Source organism: Desulfovibrio sp. (assembly GCF_041907885.1).
Classification (GTDB): domain Bacteria; phylum Desulfobacterota; class Desulfovibrionia; order Desulfovibrionales; family Desulfovibrionaceae; genus Desulfovibrio.
The window spans coordinates 70,363-90,297 of the sequence record NZ_JAYRGM010000009.1; the positions used below are offsets into that span (position 1 = coordinate 70,363).

Here is a 19,935-nt window from a genome sequence, read left to right on the forward strand (position 1 = left end):
CCGCTAAGGGGCGCTGGTTTACGGTTAGTTGGTGGTTTTGTGGTTGCCGGATGCGTGGGCATTTTTTTCAAGCCAGCCCAGTTCCTGACACCAGGCCTCGTGGCGTGAGCAAACGGCATCGGCAAAGGCATCAAGGCCCAGCGCTGGCCGCAGGGCTTCACCCGCCTGCACAAGGCTGCGCCGCAGGCCCTCGTTGGTCATGGTGTTGATCATGGCCTCTGCCAGCGACTGCGGGTTGTTTTCTTCAAACATGCAGGCCGCAGCGGGGGCGGCAACAAGCCGCTCTGTGTGCAGATCGCCCTGACCGCAGATAACCGGCAAGTGTGCTGCCAGCCCTGCACCGAAAGTTTCCGGCAGTTCGTCGGGGGCTGAACCGGGGGCGATCCAGGCGTGGCAGTCTTGCAGCAGCGGGGGCAAGTGCTGCTCGTTGAGCAGGCACAGGCGTGAATGCACGCCAAGCGATTCCGCTTCTTCCAGCACTTCCGTAAACCTGGGGCCGCCGCCAGCGGCGCGCACTTCCCACCGGGGCAGATCGCGTCTTTGCCACATGGCCGCCATGGCGCGGATAAGCACATGCACGCCGGAGCGCGGGGTGAGGGCATCACCCATGCAGAAGATAAAACGCTGGTTGCCACCTGGTGTGCCGGAAGTTGCGTGGTCAGAAGCTTCTGCCTGCGCGGCGGCCCATTCCGGGGCGGGGGTGTAACCCTCAAGGTTCATACCCGGTGCCACATGGCTCAGCACATGGCCAGCCAGGGGGAGCTGGCGGTTTTTGGGGCCGCGCCACGGGCTCTCGGCCTGGTCATGCCCGCAAGCCTTTGCAATGCGTTCGCGCACGTGGTTTGAGCCGCACAAAATCTTGTGGGCCGCAAGCATGCCCTTGCCGGCGCATGCCTCGGCGTGCGGGGCGCGCAACAAAAAGGCATGGCTCAGCAGTGTGGATTGGGGCGCGCGCATGGCAAGCACGCGGCGGCCCGCAGCCATGCTGCATTCGCCAAAGGTCTGCACCAGCAGATGCTTGTGCCGCCGTTGCCAGAGCCACAGGCGCATGAATTCCACCGGGCCGCCAGCGGCAAGGGTGGGCAGATTGAGAGCTGCGGCGCGGCGGTGCAGGCGCGAATTTTTGGCGCACAGCAGCATGGGGGCCAGCCTGCCGCCGTCGCGCATGGCCGAGGCCAGGGCCAGGGCGTGGTCTTCTTCCAGCCGGGCGGTGCGCATGGGCGCGCCCAGTTCTGTCCACCGGGCTTGTTCTTCGGGTGAGGCCGGGCCTTCTGTGGTCTGTTGCAGCGCAATAAGCAGAACGCGCATCAGATATGTGCGCCTTTTTTCAGCATGTAGTCCAAAAGTACATCCTTGAGCCACAGGGCTACAGGGCCGGGTTTGCCTGCCTGCGTTCCCTGTCCCACGGGCTTGCCGTCAAAATGGGTGATGCCCACGCAAAGGGTGGAGCTGGTGAAAAGCAGCATCTCGCGGGCTGTGGCAATGGCTGCCCTGGGAATGGGCATCTGCACCACGGGCATGCGTTCGGCGGCCACTTCCATGGCGGCCAGCAGGGTAGTGCCGGGCAGAATGCGCTTGATTTCGGGGCACAGCAGGCGGCCCTGATCGTCCACAAGGCCCACGTTGGCCACTGCGGCCTCGCCCATGATGCCGTTTTCGTCAAAGGTCACGGCCACATCCATGCCTTTTTGGCGGGCTTCCATGGCCATGAAAACATTGGGCAGATAGTTGGTGTTCTTGATGCGGGCCAGGTATTCCTGCTTGGGCGGAATGGCGCTGGTAAAGGCCGTAAAACCCTTGGTGTACAAAGACTCGGAGGGCAGATTTTTTTTGAGGGCCACAATGTACAGCCCTGCCTGCGGGCATTCGGCGGGCGAAATGCCGAAACCGCCGGGGCCACGGCTCAAAAAGACGCGCAGATCGCCATTGTCCACGCCTGTGGCAAGGGCCACGTCAATGATACGCTGGCGCACGTCCTGCCAGTCGCAGGGCGGCGTTATGGAGAGCGCCGCCGCGCCGTCCACCAGACGGGCAAGGTGGGCATCGAGCCCGAAAATGGTGCGCTGGCGAAAGCAGATGCTTTCAAACAGGCCATCGCCACGGTGGCAGATGTGGTCGTCGAGGGGCAGCAGCAAAAGATGCGCGTCGGTGCAGATATGCCCCACACGGTTGTCATAAAAGGCGAGAACCTGCTCCGACCCCGGACGGGGCGCGGCAAGCAGGGCCTTGAGATATGTTTCAGCGTCCACAGCTTTCACTGCAAAAGCCTCCAGCTATATGGGCTCAGGCGCACGGGCGCGCGGATTTGTCAGAAACCCGCGCGCCCGCAGCCAGTTACTTCAGGAATACGTTTTTATCGGTCACGCGCAGCAGGTCGCGCTTGATCAGCTCTTCACCGATCTGCACGGCGTTGAGGGCAGCGCCCTTGCGCACGTTGTCGGCCACGATCCACATGTTCAGGCCGTTTTCAATGGTTTCGTCCTCGCGGATACGGCCCACGTAGGTGTCGTCTTCGCCGGTGCAGTACGAAGGCATGGGGTACATGCGCTCACGCGGATTGTCGACCACGCGCACGCCGGGAGCCTGCGAAAGCATGACGCGGGCTTCCTTGGCGGTGATTTTCTTTTCGGTTTCGATGTTGACCGATTCGGCGTGGCAGTAAAATACGGGCACGCGTACACAGGTAGCCGTAACCTTGACCGAAGGATCTTCAAGCATTTTGACGGTTTCGTGAACCATCTTCATTTCTTCCTTGGTGTAGTCGTTTTCAAGGAAGACATCGATATGCGGCAGCGCGTTGAAGGCAATGCGGTAGGGATAGGTATTGCATTCCGGGTCGCGGCCATTGAACAGGTCGCGCACCTGGCGTTCCAGCTCTTCAATACCCTTCTGCCCCGTGCCCGAAACCGCCTGATAGGTAGAAACCACAACGCGCTTGATCTTGGCTGCGTCGTGCAGGGGCTTGAGCACCACCAGCATCTGGATGGTGGAACAGTTGGGGTTGGCGATGATGCCGTTGTGACCTTCAAGGGCGTGAGCGTTTACTTCTGGCACAACCAGGGGGCAGCGGTCGTCCATGCGCCACGCGGCAGAGTTGTCCACCACCACGCAACCAGCGTGGGCCGCGTGCGGGGCGAATTTTTGCGAAGTGCTGCCGCCGGCGGAAAAAATGGCCAAATCAATGCCCTCAAAGACATCTTCTTTAAGCTCATGCACGGTAAGCTCTTTGTCACCAAAAGGCACCTTGGTACCCGCAGAACGGGCAGACGCAAAAGCGCGGATTTCAGTGGCGGGAAAGTCCCTTTCGTGCAGGGTCTTGAGCATTTCACGGCCTACGGCGCCTGTGGCGCCTACAACGGCTACAGTCAGCTTCTTGCTCATGGTATTTCGCTCTCCTTGGGCGATGGGCGGTGGCTCTATGCCTCCAAAAAGGTGAGCGCGTACTATATCTGGCAAAAGCGCAAATGTGAAGGGCGCGAAGCCCTTGCAAGGGCGCTGATTGCGGCTTTTTTGCGTAAATTGCGTGCCCTTTGTGTGCGGCGGCACAACACGGGCAGCCCGCAGCAGGGGCAGCGGGCGGCAGGAAGTGGCAGCGGCAGAAGGAAAGGTCTTGGGGGCGGGGGAGGGAATCCCTTTGCGCAAGGGCCCTCCCCCGCAAAACGGGGCGCTGCGGGCGGCCTAGAATTCGAGATTGCCGGGCGTGCGCGGGAAGGGAATGACGTCGCGTATGTTGGTGATGCCTGTCAGCATCATGAGCAGCCGCTCAAAGCCCAGGCCAAAGCCCGCGTGTGGGGCAGTGCCAAAGCGGCGCAGATCCATGTACCACCAGTAGTCTTCGGGGTTCTGGCCCATTTCCTGAATACGGGCGGTCAGGCGGTCCATGCGTTCTTCGCGCTGCGAGCCGCCAATGAGTTCGCCGATGCGCGGCACAAGCATGTCCATGGCGGCAACGGTTTTGCCGTCTTCGTTCTGGCGCATGTAAAAAGCCTTGATTTCCTTGGGATAATCGTACACGGCCACGGGCTTTTTAAAGTGCTCTTCGGCCAGGTAACGCTCGTGCTCGGTTTGCAGATCTGTGCCAAAGGAAACGGGAAAGGCAAATTCGCGCCCGCATTTTTGCAGAATTTCAACGGCTTCGGTGTACGAAACACGGGCGAAGGGATCGGCCACCATGCCCTTGAGGCGGTCAACAAGGCCTTTATCCACAAAACTGTCAAAAAGTTTGAGGTCGGCTTCGCAGTGGCAAAGCGCGTGCTCGATGACGTGCCGGGTGAGGCTTTCACCCAGTTCCATAAGGTCTTGCAGGTCGGCAAAGGCCATTTCCGGCTCGATCATCCAGAACTCTGCGGCGTGGCGCGGGGTGTTGGAATTTTCGGCGCGGAAGGTGGGGCCAAAGGTGTATACCCGGCCAAGGCCCATGGCCAGAGCTTCGGCCTCAAGCTGACCAGAAACGGTGAGGTTGCACTGGCGGCCAAAAAAGTCGGCGGCCAGATCCTTGTTGCCGGGCTCCAGACTGGTAACGCGGAACATTTCGCCCGCGCCCTCGCAGTCTGCCCCGGTGAGCACAGGTGTGTGTACCCACGAAAAACGGCGGCCCTGAAAGAACTGGTGTACGGCCTGCCCGGCCTCGGAACGGATGCGGAAGGCCGCACCGTACTTGTTGGTGCGCGAGCGCATATGGGCGATGGTGCGCAAAAATTCGTCGGAATGACGCTTTTTCTGCAAGGGAAACGTTTCAGGATCAGCAAGGCCAAATACCGTAACGCTGTGGGCGCGTATTTCCCACTGCTGACCCTTGCCGGGTGAGGCCACAAGCTCGCCGGTAACGCTGATGGCCGCGCCTGTGGCGGCCTCGGCAAGCTGCTGGTGAGCCGTTGTGCCCGCGTCAACAATGCACTGCACGTTGGCGAGGCAGGAGCCGTCGTTGACCTCCACAAAGGAAAATTCCTTGGCATCGCGGCGCGTGCGTATCCAGCCGCAAATGGTGATGGAGGGCTGCGGCCCGGTTGCGGCAAGAGCTTCTATTATGAGTGTTCTTTGCATGGTATATTCCTTGTAAAGCGACAATTTGCGGGCAGTGTAGCCCTTACTGCGGCACATCTCAAGATGCCGCCGCGCCTGTGGCGGGCCAGATGCAGCCAGCGCCTGCTAAAATACCCGCACAAGCCATGCGCCAGCAAACAGCAGGCCAATGCCCACCAGCCGCAGAGGCGATACCGGGTGCTCTGGAAAGCCCACAAGGGCGAAATGGTCAAGCAGCACCGAGGCCACCAGCTGGCCCGACAGCATGACGGCTGTCATGGTGGCCGCACCCAGCCGGGGAGCAAGAAAAATGGTGCAGCTCACAAAAATCGCGCCCAGCACGCCGCCGGTCCACATCCACCAGGGTACAGCCGAAAGCTGCGAGAGCGGGGGCCACGTGTGGCGCGCTGCAAGGCTGTACAGCCACAAGGCCAGTGTGCCCACAGCAAAGGAAACAAGGGCGGCCTGCATGGGTTCGCCCAAAAAGCGGCGCAACAGTGTATTGATGCCCGCCTGCACGGGCAGGCAGCAACCGGCCCCAAAGGCCATCAGTAAAAGAATGTGCTTCATAAAAATCCTTTAGAATTGTGATTGCACTGGTTTGCCGCAAAGGCAAAGGCGCCACGCGTGGGCCTGCCCTCGGCAGGGCAGGCAGTATACACCCATTTGCCCAGCTGGGAACGTGCAAATACCCGCTTCACCTTTTTCTAAAGATTATATAGAATGGCTCAGGGTCAAAAAAAAGCAGTTTTCCGTAGGCGCGGTGTTGGCGACTGCCAGGCAGCAAAAGCGGGCATATTCTGGAATTGAGGGAATGGCATGAAAAAATTTTTTAGCGTTTTTACACTGATATGCGTTTTGGCGCTTACTGGCGTACCCTTTGCCGCAACCACGCAGGCCGCCAGCCCCCAGGCCGGAAAACCCGTGCAGGACAAGCCAGAAAAAACCGTTGACCGCGTAACTACTGTAAGTGTTTCGCTTGAAGGCACAGACAGCATCGGCGCGCGCCTAGGCACCAGGCTGAAGGAGCGCTTTAACCAGAGCAGCCTGTTTACCCTCAACGATGATGAAGAAAAAGATATTCCCAAGCTTTATGTGATGGTTAGCACGCAGCCCGAATTTGCTGGCCGCCCTGCTGTGGGCTCGGTATATTCTGTGTGCTGGGTATTCAAGCAGGGCCGTGGCTACCTTGGCTATCTGCTGGCCCGCGATCTTGGCACGGTGAGCGTGGAAGACGTTGAAGGCCTGGTGGACAAGCTGGTTGAACGCACCGACGGCATTGCAGCCAAGTACAGCAGTCTGTGGAAATAGCCAATTTACTGTAAAAACAGGCCTATCATAGTACAGGCGTGGTGACGGACAAATTTTTTCTGGCCGGTTTGCCGGGTGCTGTAGCGCGCCGGGCACAAAAGGCCGAGAACAACAGGCTTCCTTCAACCCCGCGCGCCGAATTTTTTAGGCGCAAAATAAAAGGGTCTCCCACGTGGCGGGAGGCCCTTTTTGTTTGCAAATTTGTGGTGCGCATGCGCGCCCATGGTCTGGGTTGTTCCCACGCAGCTAGGCCTTTCGTGCGGCCCAGCAGGATCACAGCCATGCGCCGCACCTTGCCAGGGTAGTTCGTGCCGCACGATTTTCGCACAGGCAGCACGCGCACGCAGTGGTACATAATCAGCGGGCCAGACCAGCGGCCAGACCAGCGGACCAGGCCAGCGGAGGCCAGCGGAGTGCAGATCAGAGGGGTGCAGATCAGAGGGGGCGGGACCGCCGTGGGCTACCTTGCAGGGGGGTCTTCGCTGACGTAATGGGGTTCATCCATTTCGCCCAGCCATGGGTCGGGGATGTCGTCATAAAAGCGGTAGCAGTTTTTGCCAGCCTGTTTGGCCTGGTACTGCGCGTTGTCTGCGCGGTGCAGGGCCACATCGTACGAGGATTCCGTGCCGTCAAACATGTAGATGCCAATGCTTGTGGTGATCTCCACGCGCTGGTCATCCTGCTCCACAAATGTGTGCAGTTCGTGGAGCAGGGCGTTTGCCCGTTCTTCCAGCGCCTCGCGGGTGATGCCCCGCACAAAGACGCAAAATTCGTCACCGCCAAAACGGCCCACGGCATCGGCATTGCGAAAGATGCGCTTGAGCGCGTCGCTGGCCGCCAGCAGGGCAGCATCGCCCTTTACATGCCCAAAGGTGTCGTTGATGAGCTTGAAGTTGTCCAGATCAAGAAACAGCAGCGCATCGGTCCTGTCCTGCTGCGGCTTGACAGGCATGGCGGCACAGATTTTTTCGCGAAACGCTGTCTTGTTGAGCAGATCCGTAAGGCTGTCGCGTTGGGTGCGGCGCTCCAGTTCTGCACGTCTGCGCACTTCTTCGTCGATATCCACAATTTTGCCCACCAGCCGTAAGGGGGCATCTGGCTTGCTGATGCGGGTAGCCTGCACGCGACACCAGATATAGCGCCCCTCGGCAGTGGGAATGCGCATGACGGCAAAGGCCGTGGGCTTGCCACTACGTATGCGCCGCCTGAGCTCGTTAAGGGCGGGCAGATCGTCGGGGTGGACGATCTGTCGGTTACTGGGGCGGCCATTTTCATTAAAAATGGGTGTGGCCTCGCGTCCAAACTTGAGCAGAAAATTGGGCGAGCAACGGAACTGGCGTTTTTCCGTATCCACATCAAAAAAGATGTCCTGCGATTGTTCAAGCAGAATACGGTAGCGTTCTTTTTCCTGTTCCAGTTCTTCCTGCATGCGCTTTTGCTCGGCTATGTCCACCACAACGCAGTCGATGGAGGCATCGCCCGATGCGTTTTCAGAAAAAGTTCCGCGCAGCAGCAGGGGCAGCCATACTCCGTTTTTGTGTCGCAGGCGCAGCTCCAGCGTTGTGGTGCGTGAGGCATCGTGGCTTTCGGCTATTCTGTCCAGCAGCTTTTTGGTGTCTTCTGCATGCAAAAGATCAATAAAGTTGAAGGTATGCTGCTTTTCTGCCTCGCACCCCAACAATTGCCAAAATCCATTGTTGGCATCGAGAATGCGCAGGGGCGGCTGGGAAGAAATGCTGATAACACCGCCATTGATATTGTCGGCAATGTGGGCAAGGCGTTGCTCACTGGCGATCTGACTGAAGATGCTCTTGCGGCGCATATACAGGGCGTATGCAACCAGGGCAGATACAAAAACCAGCAGCTCGGCAATGACAATGAGCAGTGAGCGGTGCTCATAAAGTATGTCGGCCAGAGTGGGAGATATGGTTGCGGCAGCTATATTGCTTGAGATGATCTGGGTGCGGTTTTTCTCATCAATGGTCAAGAGCAGATTGTTCAGGATTCCCTGAAGTACGTTTGGCAGATCAGGCCTGATGGCAAGGCGTATTTCTTCAAGGTCGCTATAGCTTGTAACCGGGTTAAATTCGCTGAAGCGAGGCGAATTGGTGAGGTTGTTGACAACCATGGAGCTGCCAAGCACGGCGTCGGCCTCGCGCCTTCCCACAGCGGTCAGGCAGGCTTCTTCGCTGGAAAACAGGCGTATGGTGGCCTGCGGAAATGCGCTGGCTGCGTATTGGGATACCTTGTGCAGGGTTGCCGGAACAGCCAGTACAAAGGCTGATGTTTGCGTTAGCTTGGCATCCGGCTTGGAATACAGGTTGAGATTGGCGCGGGTCAGCGGGGCGGTAAGGCGAAAGCTCTTGCACAGTTGCAGGGCTGTTGTGGGAAATGCCCCCAGTAGCATGTCGAGCCCGCTTTTTGCAAAAACTTCTGCAAAGCGCTCTGATGAAGCAGCGTGGGGTTCAAAGGTAAATTGCAGGCCGCTGCGAATGGCGGCGTCGCGCAGAATATCGGGCAAAATACCCCTGGCAGTGCCGGTGGTTGGATCTTGCCACGAATAGGGCTTGCGGTCCGGGTCGTAGCCCACGCGCAGGGGAGGCCGCTGGGCAATGTAGGCAAGTTCTGTGCGTGTGAGGGGTGTCTGGAAGATGCGCGGCAGGTACTGCCGCCCCAGCCGGTACTCCAGATCGGGTTGTTCCATCTTGAGCTGCACCATGGCCAGCTCAAGCTCTTGCATGAGTTGGGTGTTCTTGGGCAGTGTAATGTAAAAATATGGCGTAAGTTTGCACTTAGCGAGAATTTTTTCGTTGCTCAGCAGCGACTGTACGCTTTCCAAAATGGCATCCACCTCGCCGCTGCGCATGGCCTCGCGCATGGCTTCGCGGCTTGGGTATTCCACAATGGTGGGCGTGGCCGCACCGCGCTGCTGCAGGAAGGTGGTAAAATCGCTGCGCCATATGGGGTTTGCCAGTGACCCAATTTTTAATTTGGCAATGGATTCAAGGTCATCGTATATGATCTGTGAGTCTTTGGGCGCGAGAATGGCCGTGTACGAAGTTCCGGCGGAGTAGGCGCAGTACAGATAGCGGTGGGCGCGTTCTGCCGAATAGCGGGCAGGTGTGGCAATATCTATCTCGCCAGCTTCCAGGGCATTGAGGCACGCATTCCAGTCTTTCAGAATAACGCACGACACATCCCAGCCGGTGTAACGGGTGAGTTGCTCCAGCTGGTCTGGGATGTATCCCACGGTTTTGCCATTTTCCAGCCGGGAGAATTGCCCGATGGGGGGCAGGCCCACGCGCACTGTGCGTTGCTGCGCTGCCATTGCAGGCTGGGCATCGATGTGGAACAGGCACAACAGCGCAGAGCAGATCAGAGCTGCAATGGTAAAAAAGTGCCTGTTCGCCATATGACCAAGCCTTGTGGCGCGTAAACGCCTGTTTTGTTTAACCCGCCATGCGTCGCAGGGTGAAAAGGCGCGTGGACAATGCTTCCAGCACTCTAGCCGGATTGACCCCGTAGTTAAGGGCCTCCTGAGCCTCGGCAAACCACTGGCAGGCCATTGCGCGGCTTTTACCGTGCAGGGCAGTCAGGGCAGCGTCCAGGGGGCGTGCCGGGTCGTGCCTGCCAGAGATGATTCTGCTCATGGCTTTCTGGCAGCAGAGCAGCAGGCGGGTGGCCCCCCCGGCGTCAATGGCGCCCTTGCCCGCGACTTTGTCCAAAAAACCTTGCCCCTGAACGAGAAATTGCGCAAGTGCGTCTTCCCATGGATGCATTTCGGGATCGTCTGCGTGGCAGTCGGGCCAGGGCAAGGTGAGGCAGAAAGAGCGGGATACAAGAGTGGGCAAGAGTTGCTCGCGTTGCGGGGCAAGCAGCACAAAAACTGTGGTATTTGAGGGTTCTTCCAGCGCCTTGAGCAGGGCGTTGGAAGCTTCGTCGCGGGTGAGGCTGAGTCCCATGAGCAAGACTACCCTGCGGCCCTGCCCGTGTGGCGCGTCGCGTAGGCGAACCTTGAGCTCGCGCACGCGCTCCATGTTGAACGCACGGATAATCCCTGGGTTTTCTTCGTCTTCGCGGTTGCTTATGCGGCCATCGTAGGCGGCAAGGTCAAGGTGTTCGCCTGCTGCTATCTGGTGGCACGAGGGGCACGAAAGGCAGGGTGCGCCTGTTGTTCCAGCGGTGGGACAGTTGATGCGCGCGGCCCAGTAACGCGCAGTGTCCATGCGCTGGGCCTCGCTGCCGCCCTCAAGCAGCAGCACTTGCGGCGGGGCCGTGCCCAGATTGTTGAGCACGGCCTTCAGCCGGTCAAATGCTGCGTGTGCTATGGCGGGCAGCAGGGTGTTCATGGCCTGCGGGTATGCCCCCTATCGCACTATGGTCTGGCGGCGGTCTGCGCCCACCGAGACCAGCGAAACCTTAACGCCTGTCAGTTCTTCAATGCGCGCAATGTAGGCACGCACGGTGGCGGGCAGTTCTTCATAGGTTGCGCACTGGGTAATGTCTTCTTCAAAGCCGGGCATTTCTTCGTAAATGGGGGTTACGGTGCCAAGCGAGCATTCTTCCTGCGGCAGATAGCTCAGGCGCTTGCCCTTGTATTCGTAGGCCACGCAGATTTTCAGCACGGGCAGGTTTTGCAACACATCAAGCTTGGTAAGGGCAATGTCGGTAAGCCCGTTGAGGCGCACGCTTTCGCGCAGCACCACGGCATCAAGCCAGCCGCAGCGGCGGGGGCGGCCCGTTGTGGCGCCAAATTCGTGGCCCTGGGTGCGCAGGTAGCTGCCCGTGTCGTCCAGCAGCTCGGTGGGGAAGGGGCCGGAACCCACGCGGGTGGTGTAGGCCTTGACAATGCCCACAATGCGGTTGAGGGCCGAGGGCGCGATGCCGCAGCCAGCCGCCGCGTTGCCCGCCACCGTGTTGGACGAGGTGACAAAGGGGTACGTGCCGTGGTCGATATCCAGATGGATGCCCTGAGCACCTTCAAAAAGGATATCGCCGTTTTCAGCCTGTGCTTCTTGAAGGCGCTCTTCCACCTCGGTGAGGTAGGGCACGAGGCGCGGCGCAAGGGCCAGCAGATCTTCGCATACGGCGGCTTCGTCGAGCGTGTCAAATTTGTACAGGTCGCGCAGCAGAACATTTTTTTCCTGCAAGGCGTGGGCAACCTTGGCGCGCACCAGATCGGGGTCGGCCAGATCGCCGGCACGCAGGCCCACGCGGGCGGCCTTGTCTTCGTAGCAGGGGCCGATGCCACGGCCCGTGGTGCCTATCTTGTGGCCAGCGCGTTTGGCTTCGCGGGCCTGATCAAGGCTTTTGTGGTAGGGCATGATGAGGTGGGTTTTCTTGCTGATGCCAAGGCGGGCGGGCGAAACATCGATGCCCCTGGCGGCAAGGTGGTCCACTTCTTCAAGAAACACATGCGGGTCGAGCACAACACCGTTGCCGATGAGGCAGATTTTGTTTTCGTGCAGAATGCCGGAGGGAATGAGGTGAAGAATGGTTTCTTCGCCCTGAACCTTGATGGTGTGCCCAGCGTTGTTGCCGCCCTGAAAGCGAACAATAACGCGGCTTTGGGCGCTCAGCATGTCTACAATCTTGCCCTTGCCCTCGTCGCCCCACTGGGCTCCGATGATGACCGTATTCGCCATGGTGTTACCTGCCTGCAATACCGCCGCACGACGGCGGGTGATGTGGGCTGCGTTTCTGCGCCGGACGCGACAGAACGACCGAAGGGATGTTTACCCTACGGCCCCACTGCTACGAAAGCGGGACGCAAAGCCTTTGATAGTACCTATCCCGTATGCAAATTCAAGTCAAATGGCCGACCAGAGCCATCTGGCGCGTATGAACGTCAGTTTTCAGGTTTGGGGTCAACCGGTTCCTGCCCGTCCAGCCTGGAAGGCTTGAACTCCAATACTCTGCATTTACTGACAGGTACTTCTTCCGGGGCTTCCAGTTCAAATTCCGGCATGGGATTAGCCGCCCCCTCAGGCCTCTTGCCCAGCGGCTGCGCCTGCTTGGACCAATGGTAGTTAAAAAGCTGGTTTTTCCAGCGTTTGGCCTGAATAAGCGAAAAAATCAGCGTGGCTTCTTCCCACCTTTTTGTGGGCTCAAAGCGGCTGGCCGTAGTAGCATACTTGCTCCACAACGACATAAGCGAGGCTTCGTCAATGGCGTCCAGTTGTTGCGCCAGCCTGACAAGCAGCTTTTCCATATTACCTCCCATGTAACAAGGTACTGTAGTGTGCGCATGAAATTTCGTCAACGCGCAAGGGCCGGGCGTGTTTGCCGCCATACGTCGTCAGGCTTGGGCTGTCGCGGGTCGAGTACCATAAGAGTACACTCCCCTTGCCCGCCGCGCGCCTTCCTTGCCTGACAGCAAACGAGCTCCGGCCCTTTCTTTTTTGTTCGGGCGTGTTTGCCGCCATGCAGCCTCAGGCTTGGGCTGTCGCGGGTCGAGTACCATAAGAGTACACTCCCCTTGCCCGCCGCGCGCCTTCCTTGCCTGACAGCAAACGAGCTCCGGCCCTTTCTTTTTTGTTCGGGCGTGTTTGCCGCCATGCAGCGTCAGGCTTCGGCTGTCGCGGGCAGTAATCCCGGTGCTCAAAGCCGCTGCTGCCGCTGACCGCAGCGAATCGGGGCTGGTTGTTTGACAGGTTTTGTGCTAGGGTATTGCCTCACTCGACCGGCGAACATCTGGAGGCAAGCATGTCGGATCTCAAGTCCATGTACAGCACCGTCCACAAGGACGCTTTCCCTGACACCATGACCATCATTCTGGGCGATGAAAAACTCGTGTACCAAAAGCGCACCTGGACGCTGGACAACGAGGAAAAAGGCCTGCGCTACGGTGAAAACCCCGATCAGCCTGCGGCCCTCTACGCCCTTAAGGAAGGCTCCATTTCCTGCGGCGGTCTGAGCTGGCGCGGCCCCGGCAACGGCATTGTTTCGGCGCTCACCGAAAGCCAGATGATTCAGGCTGGCAAGCATCCCGGCAAGACCAACCTCACCGACGTGGACAACGGCGCCAACATATTGCAGTACCTCACCGAGCGCCCCGCTGCGGTGATTCTGAAGCACAACAACCCCAGCGGCGCTGCCTGGAGCAACGAGGGCGTGGCCGTAGCGCTTGAAAAGGCCTTCTGGTGCGACCGCATCGCCGCCTTTGGCGGGGCAGTGGTGGTCAACCGCCCCTTTACCCGAGAAGCTGCGGAGATTGTTGCCGCCAACTATTTTGAAGTGGTGGCCGCGCCCGCCTTTGAAGAAGGCGTGGTGGAAATTCTCAAGGGCCGCAAAAACCTGCGCATCATGGAACTGCCCGGCCTTGGGCGGCTTGAGGAACTGACCAGTTCGGCCTTTCTTGACATCAAGAGCCTGGCTGACGGCGGTATCATCGTGCAGAAATCTTTTGTGAACCGTATTCTTGAGGCTGGCGATTTTCTGCCTGCCGCTACCACCACCAAGGACGGCCTTTCTGTGGCTGCCCGCGCACCCAGCAAGCAGGAGCTGGACGACCTGCGCTTTGCCTGGGCCGTTGAAGCCGGTGTGACCTCCAATTCCGTGATCTTCGTGCGCGACGGAGCCACCCTTGCCATTGGCACGGGCGAGCAGGACCGCGTGGGCTGCGTGGAGCTGGCCATTCACAAGGCCCACACCAAGTATGCAGACACGCTGGCCTTCCGCGAACTGGGCCTGTCGCTTTATGAACTCAAGGAAAAGGCCGCAACCGATGCGGATATGGCCGCAAAGCTGGCTGACATCGAAAGCCGCACCGAAGCCTCGCACGGCGGTCTGGCCGGGTCGGCCCTGGTATCTGACGGCTTTTTCCCCTTCCGCGACGGCGTTGATGTGGCTGTTGCCCAGGGCGTTGCGGCCATTGCCCAGCCCGGCGGCTCCATGCGTGATGCGGAAGTGATCATGGCCTGCAACGAGGCCAAGCCCCAGGTTGCCATGGTGTTTACGGGGCAGCGTTCCTTCAAGCATTAGCAGTGGCATATTGCCCCTGAATTTGTCAGGCGCGCGGCCCGGCTTGGTCTACGCAGATTTTTTCTGTGTTTCCGCGCCGGGCCGCACGGCTTTTGTTACCCTTGATTTTTGCCGTAACTTTTACAGGGCCGCCGCATGCAGCAATCCTCCACGCCTTCCTCATTGTGTGACGCATCCGCTTCTGTTTCAGCCCAGGGCTTGCGCATGCCCCGGCTGTGCGTATCTGCCCTTTCGGGCGGCGGCGGTAAAACCCTGCTTTCGCTGGGGCTTACCCATGCGCTGGCCGCGCAGGGGCATACGGTCAAGGCTTTCAAAAAAGGGCCGGACTATATCGACGCTGCCTGGTTGTCCATGGCCGCAGGCAGGCCCGCCACCAATCTTGATCCTTACATGCTGGCGCCCCATCAGCTTAAGGCCCTTTTTGAACACGCCATGTACAAGACGCAGGCCCAGAACGGCAGCTGCGAGGTGCTTGGGCTGATCGAGGGCAACCGGGGCCTCTTTGACGGCATGGATGTGGCGGGGTCGTGCTCCACCGCTGAGCTTGCGCGTACGCTGGCATGCCCCATCATTCTCAGCGTCAACTGCACCAAGATGACGCGCACCACCGCAGCGCTGGTGCGGGGCATGACCACCTTTGAGCCCGGTTTGCAGTTTGCGGGCGTGGTGCTGAATCAGGTGGGCACTGCCCGGCACGAAGGCCTGCTGCGCAAGGTTATCGAAGAATACACCGATGTGCGCGTGCTGGGTGCGCTGCCCCGCCTCAAGGAAAATCCCCTGCCTGAAAGGCATATGGGCATTGCCTCGTGCGGGGACGCGCTTTCGCCGCAGGCCCGCGCTGTGCTTGAAACGCTGGCAACGTTTGTGGCCGGGCACGTCGATCTTGAGCATGTGATGGCCGCAGCCCGCGCTGTGGAGTCAGAAGTGCCAAGCCCAAGGCCGGGCACTGCTGCAGAAGCCGCAGAACAGTTCTGGTCTGCGGCTGTTGCACCACAAGCTGTCTGCCCGGCTGTTCCAGATGCCACCGCGCAGCGCCCCCGCATTGCCTATGTGCGCGACAGTGCCCTGTGGTTTTATTATGAGGAAAATCTTGAAGCCCTGGAACGCGCAGGCGCGGAACTGGTGCGGCTTGAGATTGTGGGCCCGCAGGCAGGCCAATGGCCCGTGCCACGCGGCACTACGGCAACAACGGCGTGCGGCGAGATCGACGGCCTGTATCTTGGCGGTGGTTTTCCCGAAGACTGCGCCGCAGCTCTCAGCGCCTCGCCGCATTTGCGCGATCTGGCGGCCTGGGCCGAAGCCGGGCTGCCCATCTATGCGGAGTGCGGCGGCTTTATGCTGCTCTCCCAAGGTATTGAACGTGATGGCAGGCTGTGGCCCATGAGCGGCATCTTCCCCGTTGTTGCGCAGTTTTGCGCCAAACCGCAGGGGCTGGGGTACGTGCGCGGAACCGTAACCGCAGCCAATCCATTTTTTCCGCAGGGCATGGAAATTCTGGGGCACGAGTTTCATTACTCGCGCTGCTGCTGGCAAGGGCCCGCGCCTGCGCACGGCATGCGTCTGCGCAAAGGGCAGGGCATGGGCCCTGACGCGGAGCAGGCCATTGCATGCGGCGGTGTGGGCGGCAGTGTGGTTGGCAGCGCAGGAATCCAGAATCAAAACATTGATGGCCTGATGCGGCAGAACGTGTGGGCCTCGTACACGCACATTTTCGCTCCGGCCATTCCTTGCTGGGCCACCAATTTTGTGGCAGCGGCCAGGGGCTTTGCCGTGGGCGCAACGACAGGAGGAATCAGCAATGCACGATAAAGGCTGCGTTTCGGTTGTCATTCCTGTCTGGAATCTATGGGAAATGACAGAGGCCTGCCTGCGCTCGCTGGCCGAGCATTCTGCTGGCGAAAATATGCAGGTTGTGGTTGTGGACAACCATTCTACCGATGCCACGGCCACAGATCTTGCGCCCTTGGGCGAGTCGCTTTTTGGGGCTTCGTTCAAGGCCGTTCGCATGCCGGAAAATGTGGGTTTCGCCAGGGGCTGCAACGCCGGAGCCCAGGCGGCAGATGGAGATTTGTTGTTCTTTTTGAACAACGACACAACGCTTTCCCCACACTGGCTGCCCCCGCTGCGCGAGGCCATGGCCGATCCCCGGCTGGGGGCCGTGGGCCCGCTGCTGCTGTACCCAGACGGAACCGTGCAGCACTGCGGCATCTATGTGACGCCCTTCAACACTGTGGGGCATCTCTACGAGCACCTGCCCGGAACCTTTGCCGCAGCGCGCAAAAATCATCCCCTCCAGGCCATTACAGGCGCGGCCATCATGCTGCGAAAGGTGGATTTTGAAGCCTGCGGGGCTTTTCACGAGGCCTACCGCAACGGCTTTGAAGACATCGACCTCTGCTTTACCCTGCGTGCGCGGGGCTTCAAACTGCGGGTAGATGCCCGCAGCGTGATCTGCCACCATACCAGTTGCACGCCGGGCCGCTTTGCCCATGACGTGGAAAACAGCGCCGTGCTCATGCAGCGCATTGGCGGGGCCCTGCGGCCAGACGAGCACATACTTGTCAGCCTTGACGGATACCGCCTGCACATCGGGCCCTCGCTCGCAACCTGGGTGGAACTGCCAGATGACCGCCAGAAGCGGCTCAACGAGGAATTTGGCAGTGCGGCTTTTGACCGCGCGGCCTGCCAGGCCATGCTGCACAGGGAGCCGCTGTGGTTAGACGGATGGCTGCTGCTGGCAGCGCATTATGAAGCCGAAGGAGATCTATCGGCGGCCATGGATTCTCTGAACCGTTGCCTGCGCATCATGCCGTCACCCAAGGTGTACGGACAGCTGTTGCAACTCGCCAGGAATGTTAATCTTTCGGAAGAACTGCTTGTTGATCTGGAAGCAGAGCGCGAGGGCCGTGACAGGGCTGTGGCTAAAATCCGCGTGCAACAGGCGCGCAGGGCAGCCTATGCGTGCGGCGATGCAGCCCTTGCCCAGTTGCTGGGCGACTGGCTCGTGCAGTACGCGTCCTGAATCAGGTGATAGGTAAACAAAAAAACGCGGCAGAGTGACTCTGCCGCGTTTTGTACTTTTGGAATAAGCGCGTGCTAGTAGCGGGCGAGAATCAGATCCTCAAGGCTGCGTTTGGGCACATGGTGTACGCCCTCGGCATCGCGCCAATAGGTGGTGGCACCGCTTTCAGGCATGTTTGCAACAACGCGCGTTTCCTTGGCGGCTCCAAGGCCGAGCACAAGGGCAATCTTCATGTCTTCCGGCACATTGAGCAGCGCGGGCGCGGCCTGATGGTCAAATGACTGGATCATGCAACAACCCCAGCCTCGGCTGGTAGCTGCAAGCTGAATGGTCTGGGCGGCTATGCCCACATCAAAGCAGGCCAGATCCTTGCCCGATTGTGGCATGAGTATGGCCACAAAGGCCGTGGGGCGCTCTCCAGGGTGCGGGCCGCCCCAGTCTTTAAGTGCGCCTGCCCAGCGGGTAAGGGCAAACAGTTTTTGGCAGGCTTCGCCGTTACCCACCAGCACAAAGCGCAGTTCCTGCGCATTTTTGGCTGAAGGGGCAAGACGGGCGCAGTCCACAAGCCATTCAAGATCGGTCATGGCAAGCGGCTGGTCTTCGTGAAAACGGCGGCAGGTACGCGCAGCTTCTGCCAGAACTTTGAAATCCATAGCTGACTCCTTGGTTTCAACGGGCCTAGCCCGCGTAATTACATCAGGTCTGCTTACCTTACACCGTGATCAGCAGGAACCACAACTGGCTCCACTGGATGCACGCACCAAGAAAATCGCCCGAAACACCACCGTGAAGGCGGGTTTTGTCAATAAAACTGTGTATCAGTACAAATTGCCCCAGGGCCAGCAAGGGCAAGCGCCAGAAAGGGCAACTGCTGGTTACGAATACCAGCACCGCCATGCCGCAAGCCAGCAAAATTTGCCAACGCGCCAGTTGCGGCGTTGAGCCAGCACATGCCAGGCCGCCCAGAGAACGCTGCTCATACGGAACGCTGTATGCTGCCAGCCAGATGCATGCTGCGCGGCCCCAGGCTGGCGCAAGCACCAGGGCAACCCACTGCCCCTGTGCCAGATGTCCCGTAAGGCTGACCCACAAACCGCTGAAAGCTGCCAGTAAATGCAGGGCCCCAAAAGCGCCCAGCCTGCTGTCACGCAAAATTTTCCAGAATTTCTCGTCTATCGCGCCGCTGCCTGTAGCATCCCCCAGATCTGACAAGCCGTCCCAGTGCAAGCCTCTGGTAGACCAGATTTCGCACAGTATCCATACCCATGCCGCTATAGCACCTGCTAGACACTGCCCGGCAAAACCAAGTTCCGGCTTTTCGAATGCCCACATTGTTGCAACTGCCAGCACAGTACACAGTGCGCCCACAACAAGGCCCACAGGTGCAAAAAAAGGCATGGCAGCTGTAAGTGAGGCTGACGTGCAGCCCTGACGCGGGGGAACAAGCCGGGTAAGAAAAGCCAGGGCATCGTGAAAGCGCCCTGGCCACGTGGCAACTGTAATTATGGACACGGGCTTAACGGGTTTGCGGGTGGTTGAAAGCCAGAGCGTACAGATGGTGGAAAAAGTCCACATACTCAACGTTGATTCTGTCTGGTACCTTGATGCGCGAAGGGGCAAAGTTGAGAATTGAGGTAATGCCCGCATCCATGAGGTGCTGGGCTGCGCGCTGGGCTCTTTCCGGCGGCGTGGTGATGATGCCTATTTCAATGTTGAGGTCGGTCACCATATCCTTGAGGTCACGCGTACAGTGTACTTCAAGGCCGTGTACTATTTCGCCAATCTTGAAAGGGTCACAGTCAAAAATGCCTACAATGTTGAACCCGCGCGAGCGAAATTCTCCGTGGTTGAGTATGGCCTTGCCAAGGTTGCCAACACCGATGAGGGCCATACGCCATTCGCGGTCAACACCGAGCGAAGAGGTAATGGCGGCAATGAGAGACTTCACATGATAGCCAACGCCACGAATGCCGAATTCGCCAAAGTAGGCCAGGTCCTTACGCACCTGTGAACCGTTGACGCCGCAAGCCTCGGCAAGTGGATTCGAGGAGATGACCTCGACATTGTCACGAGAAAAGTTTTCAAGCACCTGAACATAGGTTGCAAGGCGCTGAATTGTCGCCCTGGGGATGTGTTTGCTCTTGGGTGGGTTAACCATGATGTACCTTCTGGGATGCGCAGCGTGTCGATTGTTACAAGCCTTGTGAAATTGATTTTATAGCAGAAATACACGCAGGCGCAAGCCTTGTGAATTTGTCATGCTTTTAACGCGCAACACCACAAAATTTTTAACAAACAAGGGACAAAAGTGCGGTGTGCCCGCTGCGTTCAATGTGCCACATTTGCCTGTTATGCGCAGATTTATGCCGACATCTTTTTATAAATTTAATTGGTAGTGTCCAGAATTTTTCGCACATTTTGTAGCAGCCAATCGATGAAGCCTGGAATGTACCTGGCATCGAATGCCCTAGTTTTAAACCGATATCTCTTGGTTCATGTTCATATACCGTTGCGTACCCCACTTTTGGCCTGCCATATAGCGCAGGCGGGCAGCCACCAACATCAGGGCAGCGTGACCATCCGGAAAACTGCCCACT

The 19,935-nt window shown here is 59.0% G+C and carries 16 protein-coding genes; 4 read left to right on the forward strand and 12 right to left on the reverse strand.

The features are described from left to right. Nucleotides 1-24 precede the first annotated feature (24 nt). The 5 genes from ACE3NW_RS06870 to ACE3NW_RS06890 all read right to left on the reverse strand — a co-directional run bounded on the left by ACE3NW_RS06870 (nt 25) and on the right by ACE3NW_RS06890 (nt 5,592). Nucleotides 25-1,308, reverse strand: coding sequence for a glycosyltransferase (locus ACE3NW_RS06870; protein WP_374281755.1), 1,284 nt, complete (start codon nt 1,306-1,308; stop codon nt 25-27). Then, nucleotides 1,308-2,258, reverse strand: a complete 951-nt coding sequence (locus tag ACE3NW_RS06875) for an aminotransferase class IV (protein WP_374281757.1) — start codon at nt 2,256-2,258, stop codon at nt 1,308-1,310. Before ACE3NW_RS06875 ends, ACE3NW_RS06870 begins: the two co-directional genes overlap by 1 nt. A 76-nt stretch (nt 2,259-2,334) precedes the next feature. Beyond that, nucleotides 2,335-3,381 (reverse strand): aspartate-semialdehyde dehydrogenase, encoded by a 1,047-nt coding sequence (locus tag ACE3NW_RS06880; RefSeq protein ID WP_374281759.1) that lies wholly within the window; start codon nt 3,379-3,381, stop codon nt 2,335-2,337. A gap of 297 nt (nt 3,382-3,678) precedes the next feature. After that, nucleotides 3,679-5,043, reverse strand: a complete 1,365-nt coding sequence (gene asnS, locus ACE3NW_RS06885) for an asparagine--tRNA ligase (protein WP_374281761.1) — start codon at nt 5,041-5,043, stop codon at nt 3,679-3,681. 105 nt (nt 5,044-5,148) lie between these two features. Next, entirely contained in the window at nt 5,149-5,592 is a 444-nt protein-coding gene (locus ACE3NW_RS06890) for a DMT family transporter (protein ID WP_374281763.1), read from the reverse strand. Between the two features lie 249 nt (nt 5,593-5,841). Here ACE3NW_RS06890 and ACE3NW_RS06895 point away from each other — a divergent pair, with 249 nt between their 5' ends. Continuing rightward, nucleotides 5,842-6,333 carry a hypothetical protein gene (locus ACE3NW_RS06895; RefSeq protein ID WP_374281765.1) on the forward strand — a complete coding sequence of 164 codons (492 nt, stop codon included), beginning with the start codon at nt 5,842-5,844 and terminating at the stop codon, nt 6,331-6,333. Nucleotides 6,334-6,793: 460 nt separating this feature from the next. On the opposite strand, the gene ACE3NW_RS06900 is transcribed toward ACE3NW_RS06895, so the two are convergent. From ACE3NW_RS06900 to ACE3NW_RS06915, 4 genes are all read right to left on the reverse strand, one after another. Continuing rightward, nucleotides 6,794-9,745 carry a diguanylate cyclase domain-containing protein gene (locus tag ACE3NW_RS06900; protein ID WP_374281767.1) on the reverse strand — a complete coding sequence of 984 codons (2,952 nt, stop codon included), beginning with the start codon at nt 9,743-9,745 and terminating at the stop codon, nt 6,794-6,796. A 37-nt stretch (nt 9,746-9,782) separates the two neighbouring features. Next, nucleotides 9,783-10,682, reverse strand: a complete 900-nt coding sequence (locus ACE3NW_RS06905) for a DNA polymerase III subunit delta' (protein ID WP_374281769.1) — start codon at nt 10,680-10,682, stop codon at nt 9,783-9,785. Nucleotides 10,683-10,700: 18 nt separating this feature from the next. Next, complete coding sequence (locus ACE3NW_RS06910) at nt 10,701-11,978, reverse strand: adenylosuccinate synthase (RefSeq protein WP_374281771.1); 1,278 nt, start codon at nt 11,976-11,978, stop codon at nt 10,701-10,703. Between the two features lie 203 nt (nt 11,979-12,181). Beyond that, on the reverse strand, nt 12,182-12,544 hold the full coding sequence (locus tag ACE3NW_RS06915; protein WP_374281773.1) for a hypothetical protein: 363 nt from the start codon (nt 12,542-12,544) through the stop codon (nt 12,182-12,184). 494 nt (nt 12,545-13,038) lie between these two features. Here ACE3NW_RS06915 and ACE3NW_RS06920 point away from each other — a divergent pair, with 494 nt between their 5' ends. From ACE3NW_RS06920 to ACE3NW_RS06930, 3 genes are all read left to right on the forward strand, one after another. Next, on the forward strand, nt 13,039-14,316 hold the full coding sequence (locus ACE3NW_RS06920) for an IMP cyclohydrolase (protein ID WP_374281775.1): 1,278 nt from the start codon (nt 13,039-13,041) through the stop codon (nt 14,314-14,316). 135 nt (nt 14,317-14,451) lie between these two features. Continuing rightward, the gene (locus ACE3NW_RS06925; RefSeq protein ID WP_374281777.1) at nt 14,452-16,125 is read left to right on the forward strand and encodes a cobyrinate a,c-diamide synthase; all 1,674 of its coding nucleotides are present in this window, start codon (nt 14,452-14,454) and stop codon (nt 16,123-16,125) included. Continuing rightward, nucleotides 16,115-17,338 (forward strand): glycosyltransferase family 2 protein, encoded by a 1,224-nt coding sequence (locus ACE3NW_RS06930; protein WP_374281779.1) that lies wholly within the window; start codon nt 16,115-16,117, stop codon nt 17,336-17,338. The genes ACE3NW_RS06925 and ACE3NW_RS06930 overlap by 11 nt, the downstream gene beginning before the upstream one ends. A gap of 74 nt (nt 17,339-17,412) precedes the next feature. On the opposite strand, the gene ACE3NW_RS06935 is transcribed toward ACE3NW_RS06930, so the two are convergent. From ACE3NW_RS06935 to ACE3NW_RS06945, 3 genes are read right to left on the reverse strand one after another with little or no spacing between them, the layout of a single operon-like run. After that, the gene (locus ACE3NW_RS06935) at nt 17,413-17,991 is read right to left on the reverse strand and encodes a nitroreductase family protein (protein ID WP_374281781.1); all 579 of its coding nucleotides are present in this window, start codon (nt 17,989-17,991) and stop codon (nt 17,413-17,415) included. Nucleotides 17,992-18,049: 58 nt separating this feature from the next. Continuing rightward, a complete protein-coding gene (locus tag ACE3NW_RS06940; protein ID WP_374281783.1) occupies nt 18,050-18,913 on the reverse strand; it encodes an adenosylcobinamide-GDP ribazoletransferase in 864 nt (287 codons plus the stop codon). Continuing rightward, a complete protein-coding gene (locus ACE3NW_RS06945) occupies nt 18,855-19,496 on the reverse strand; it encodes a redox-sensing transcriptional repressor Rex (protein ID WP_291333766.1) in 642 nt (213 codons plus the stop codon). The genes ACE3NW_RS06940 and ACE3NW_RS06945 overlap by 59 nt, the downstream gene beginning before the upstream one ends. Between the last annotated feature and the right edge of the window lie 439 nt (nt 19,497-19,935).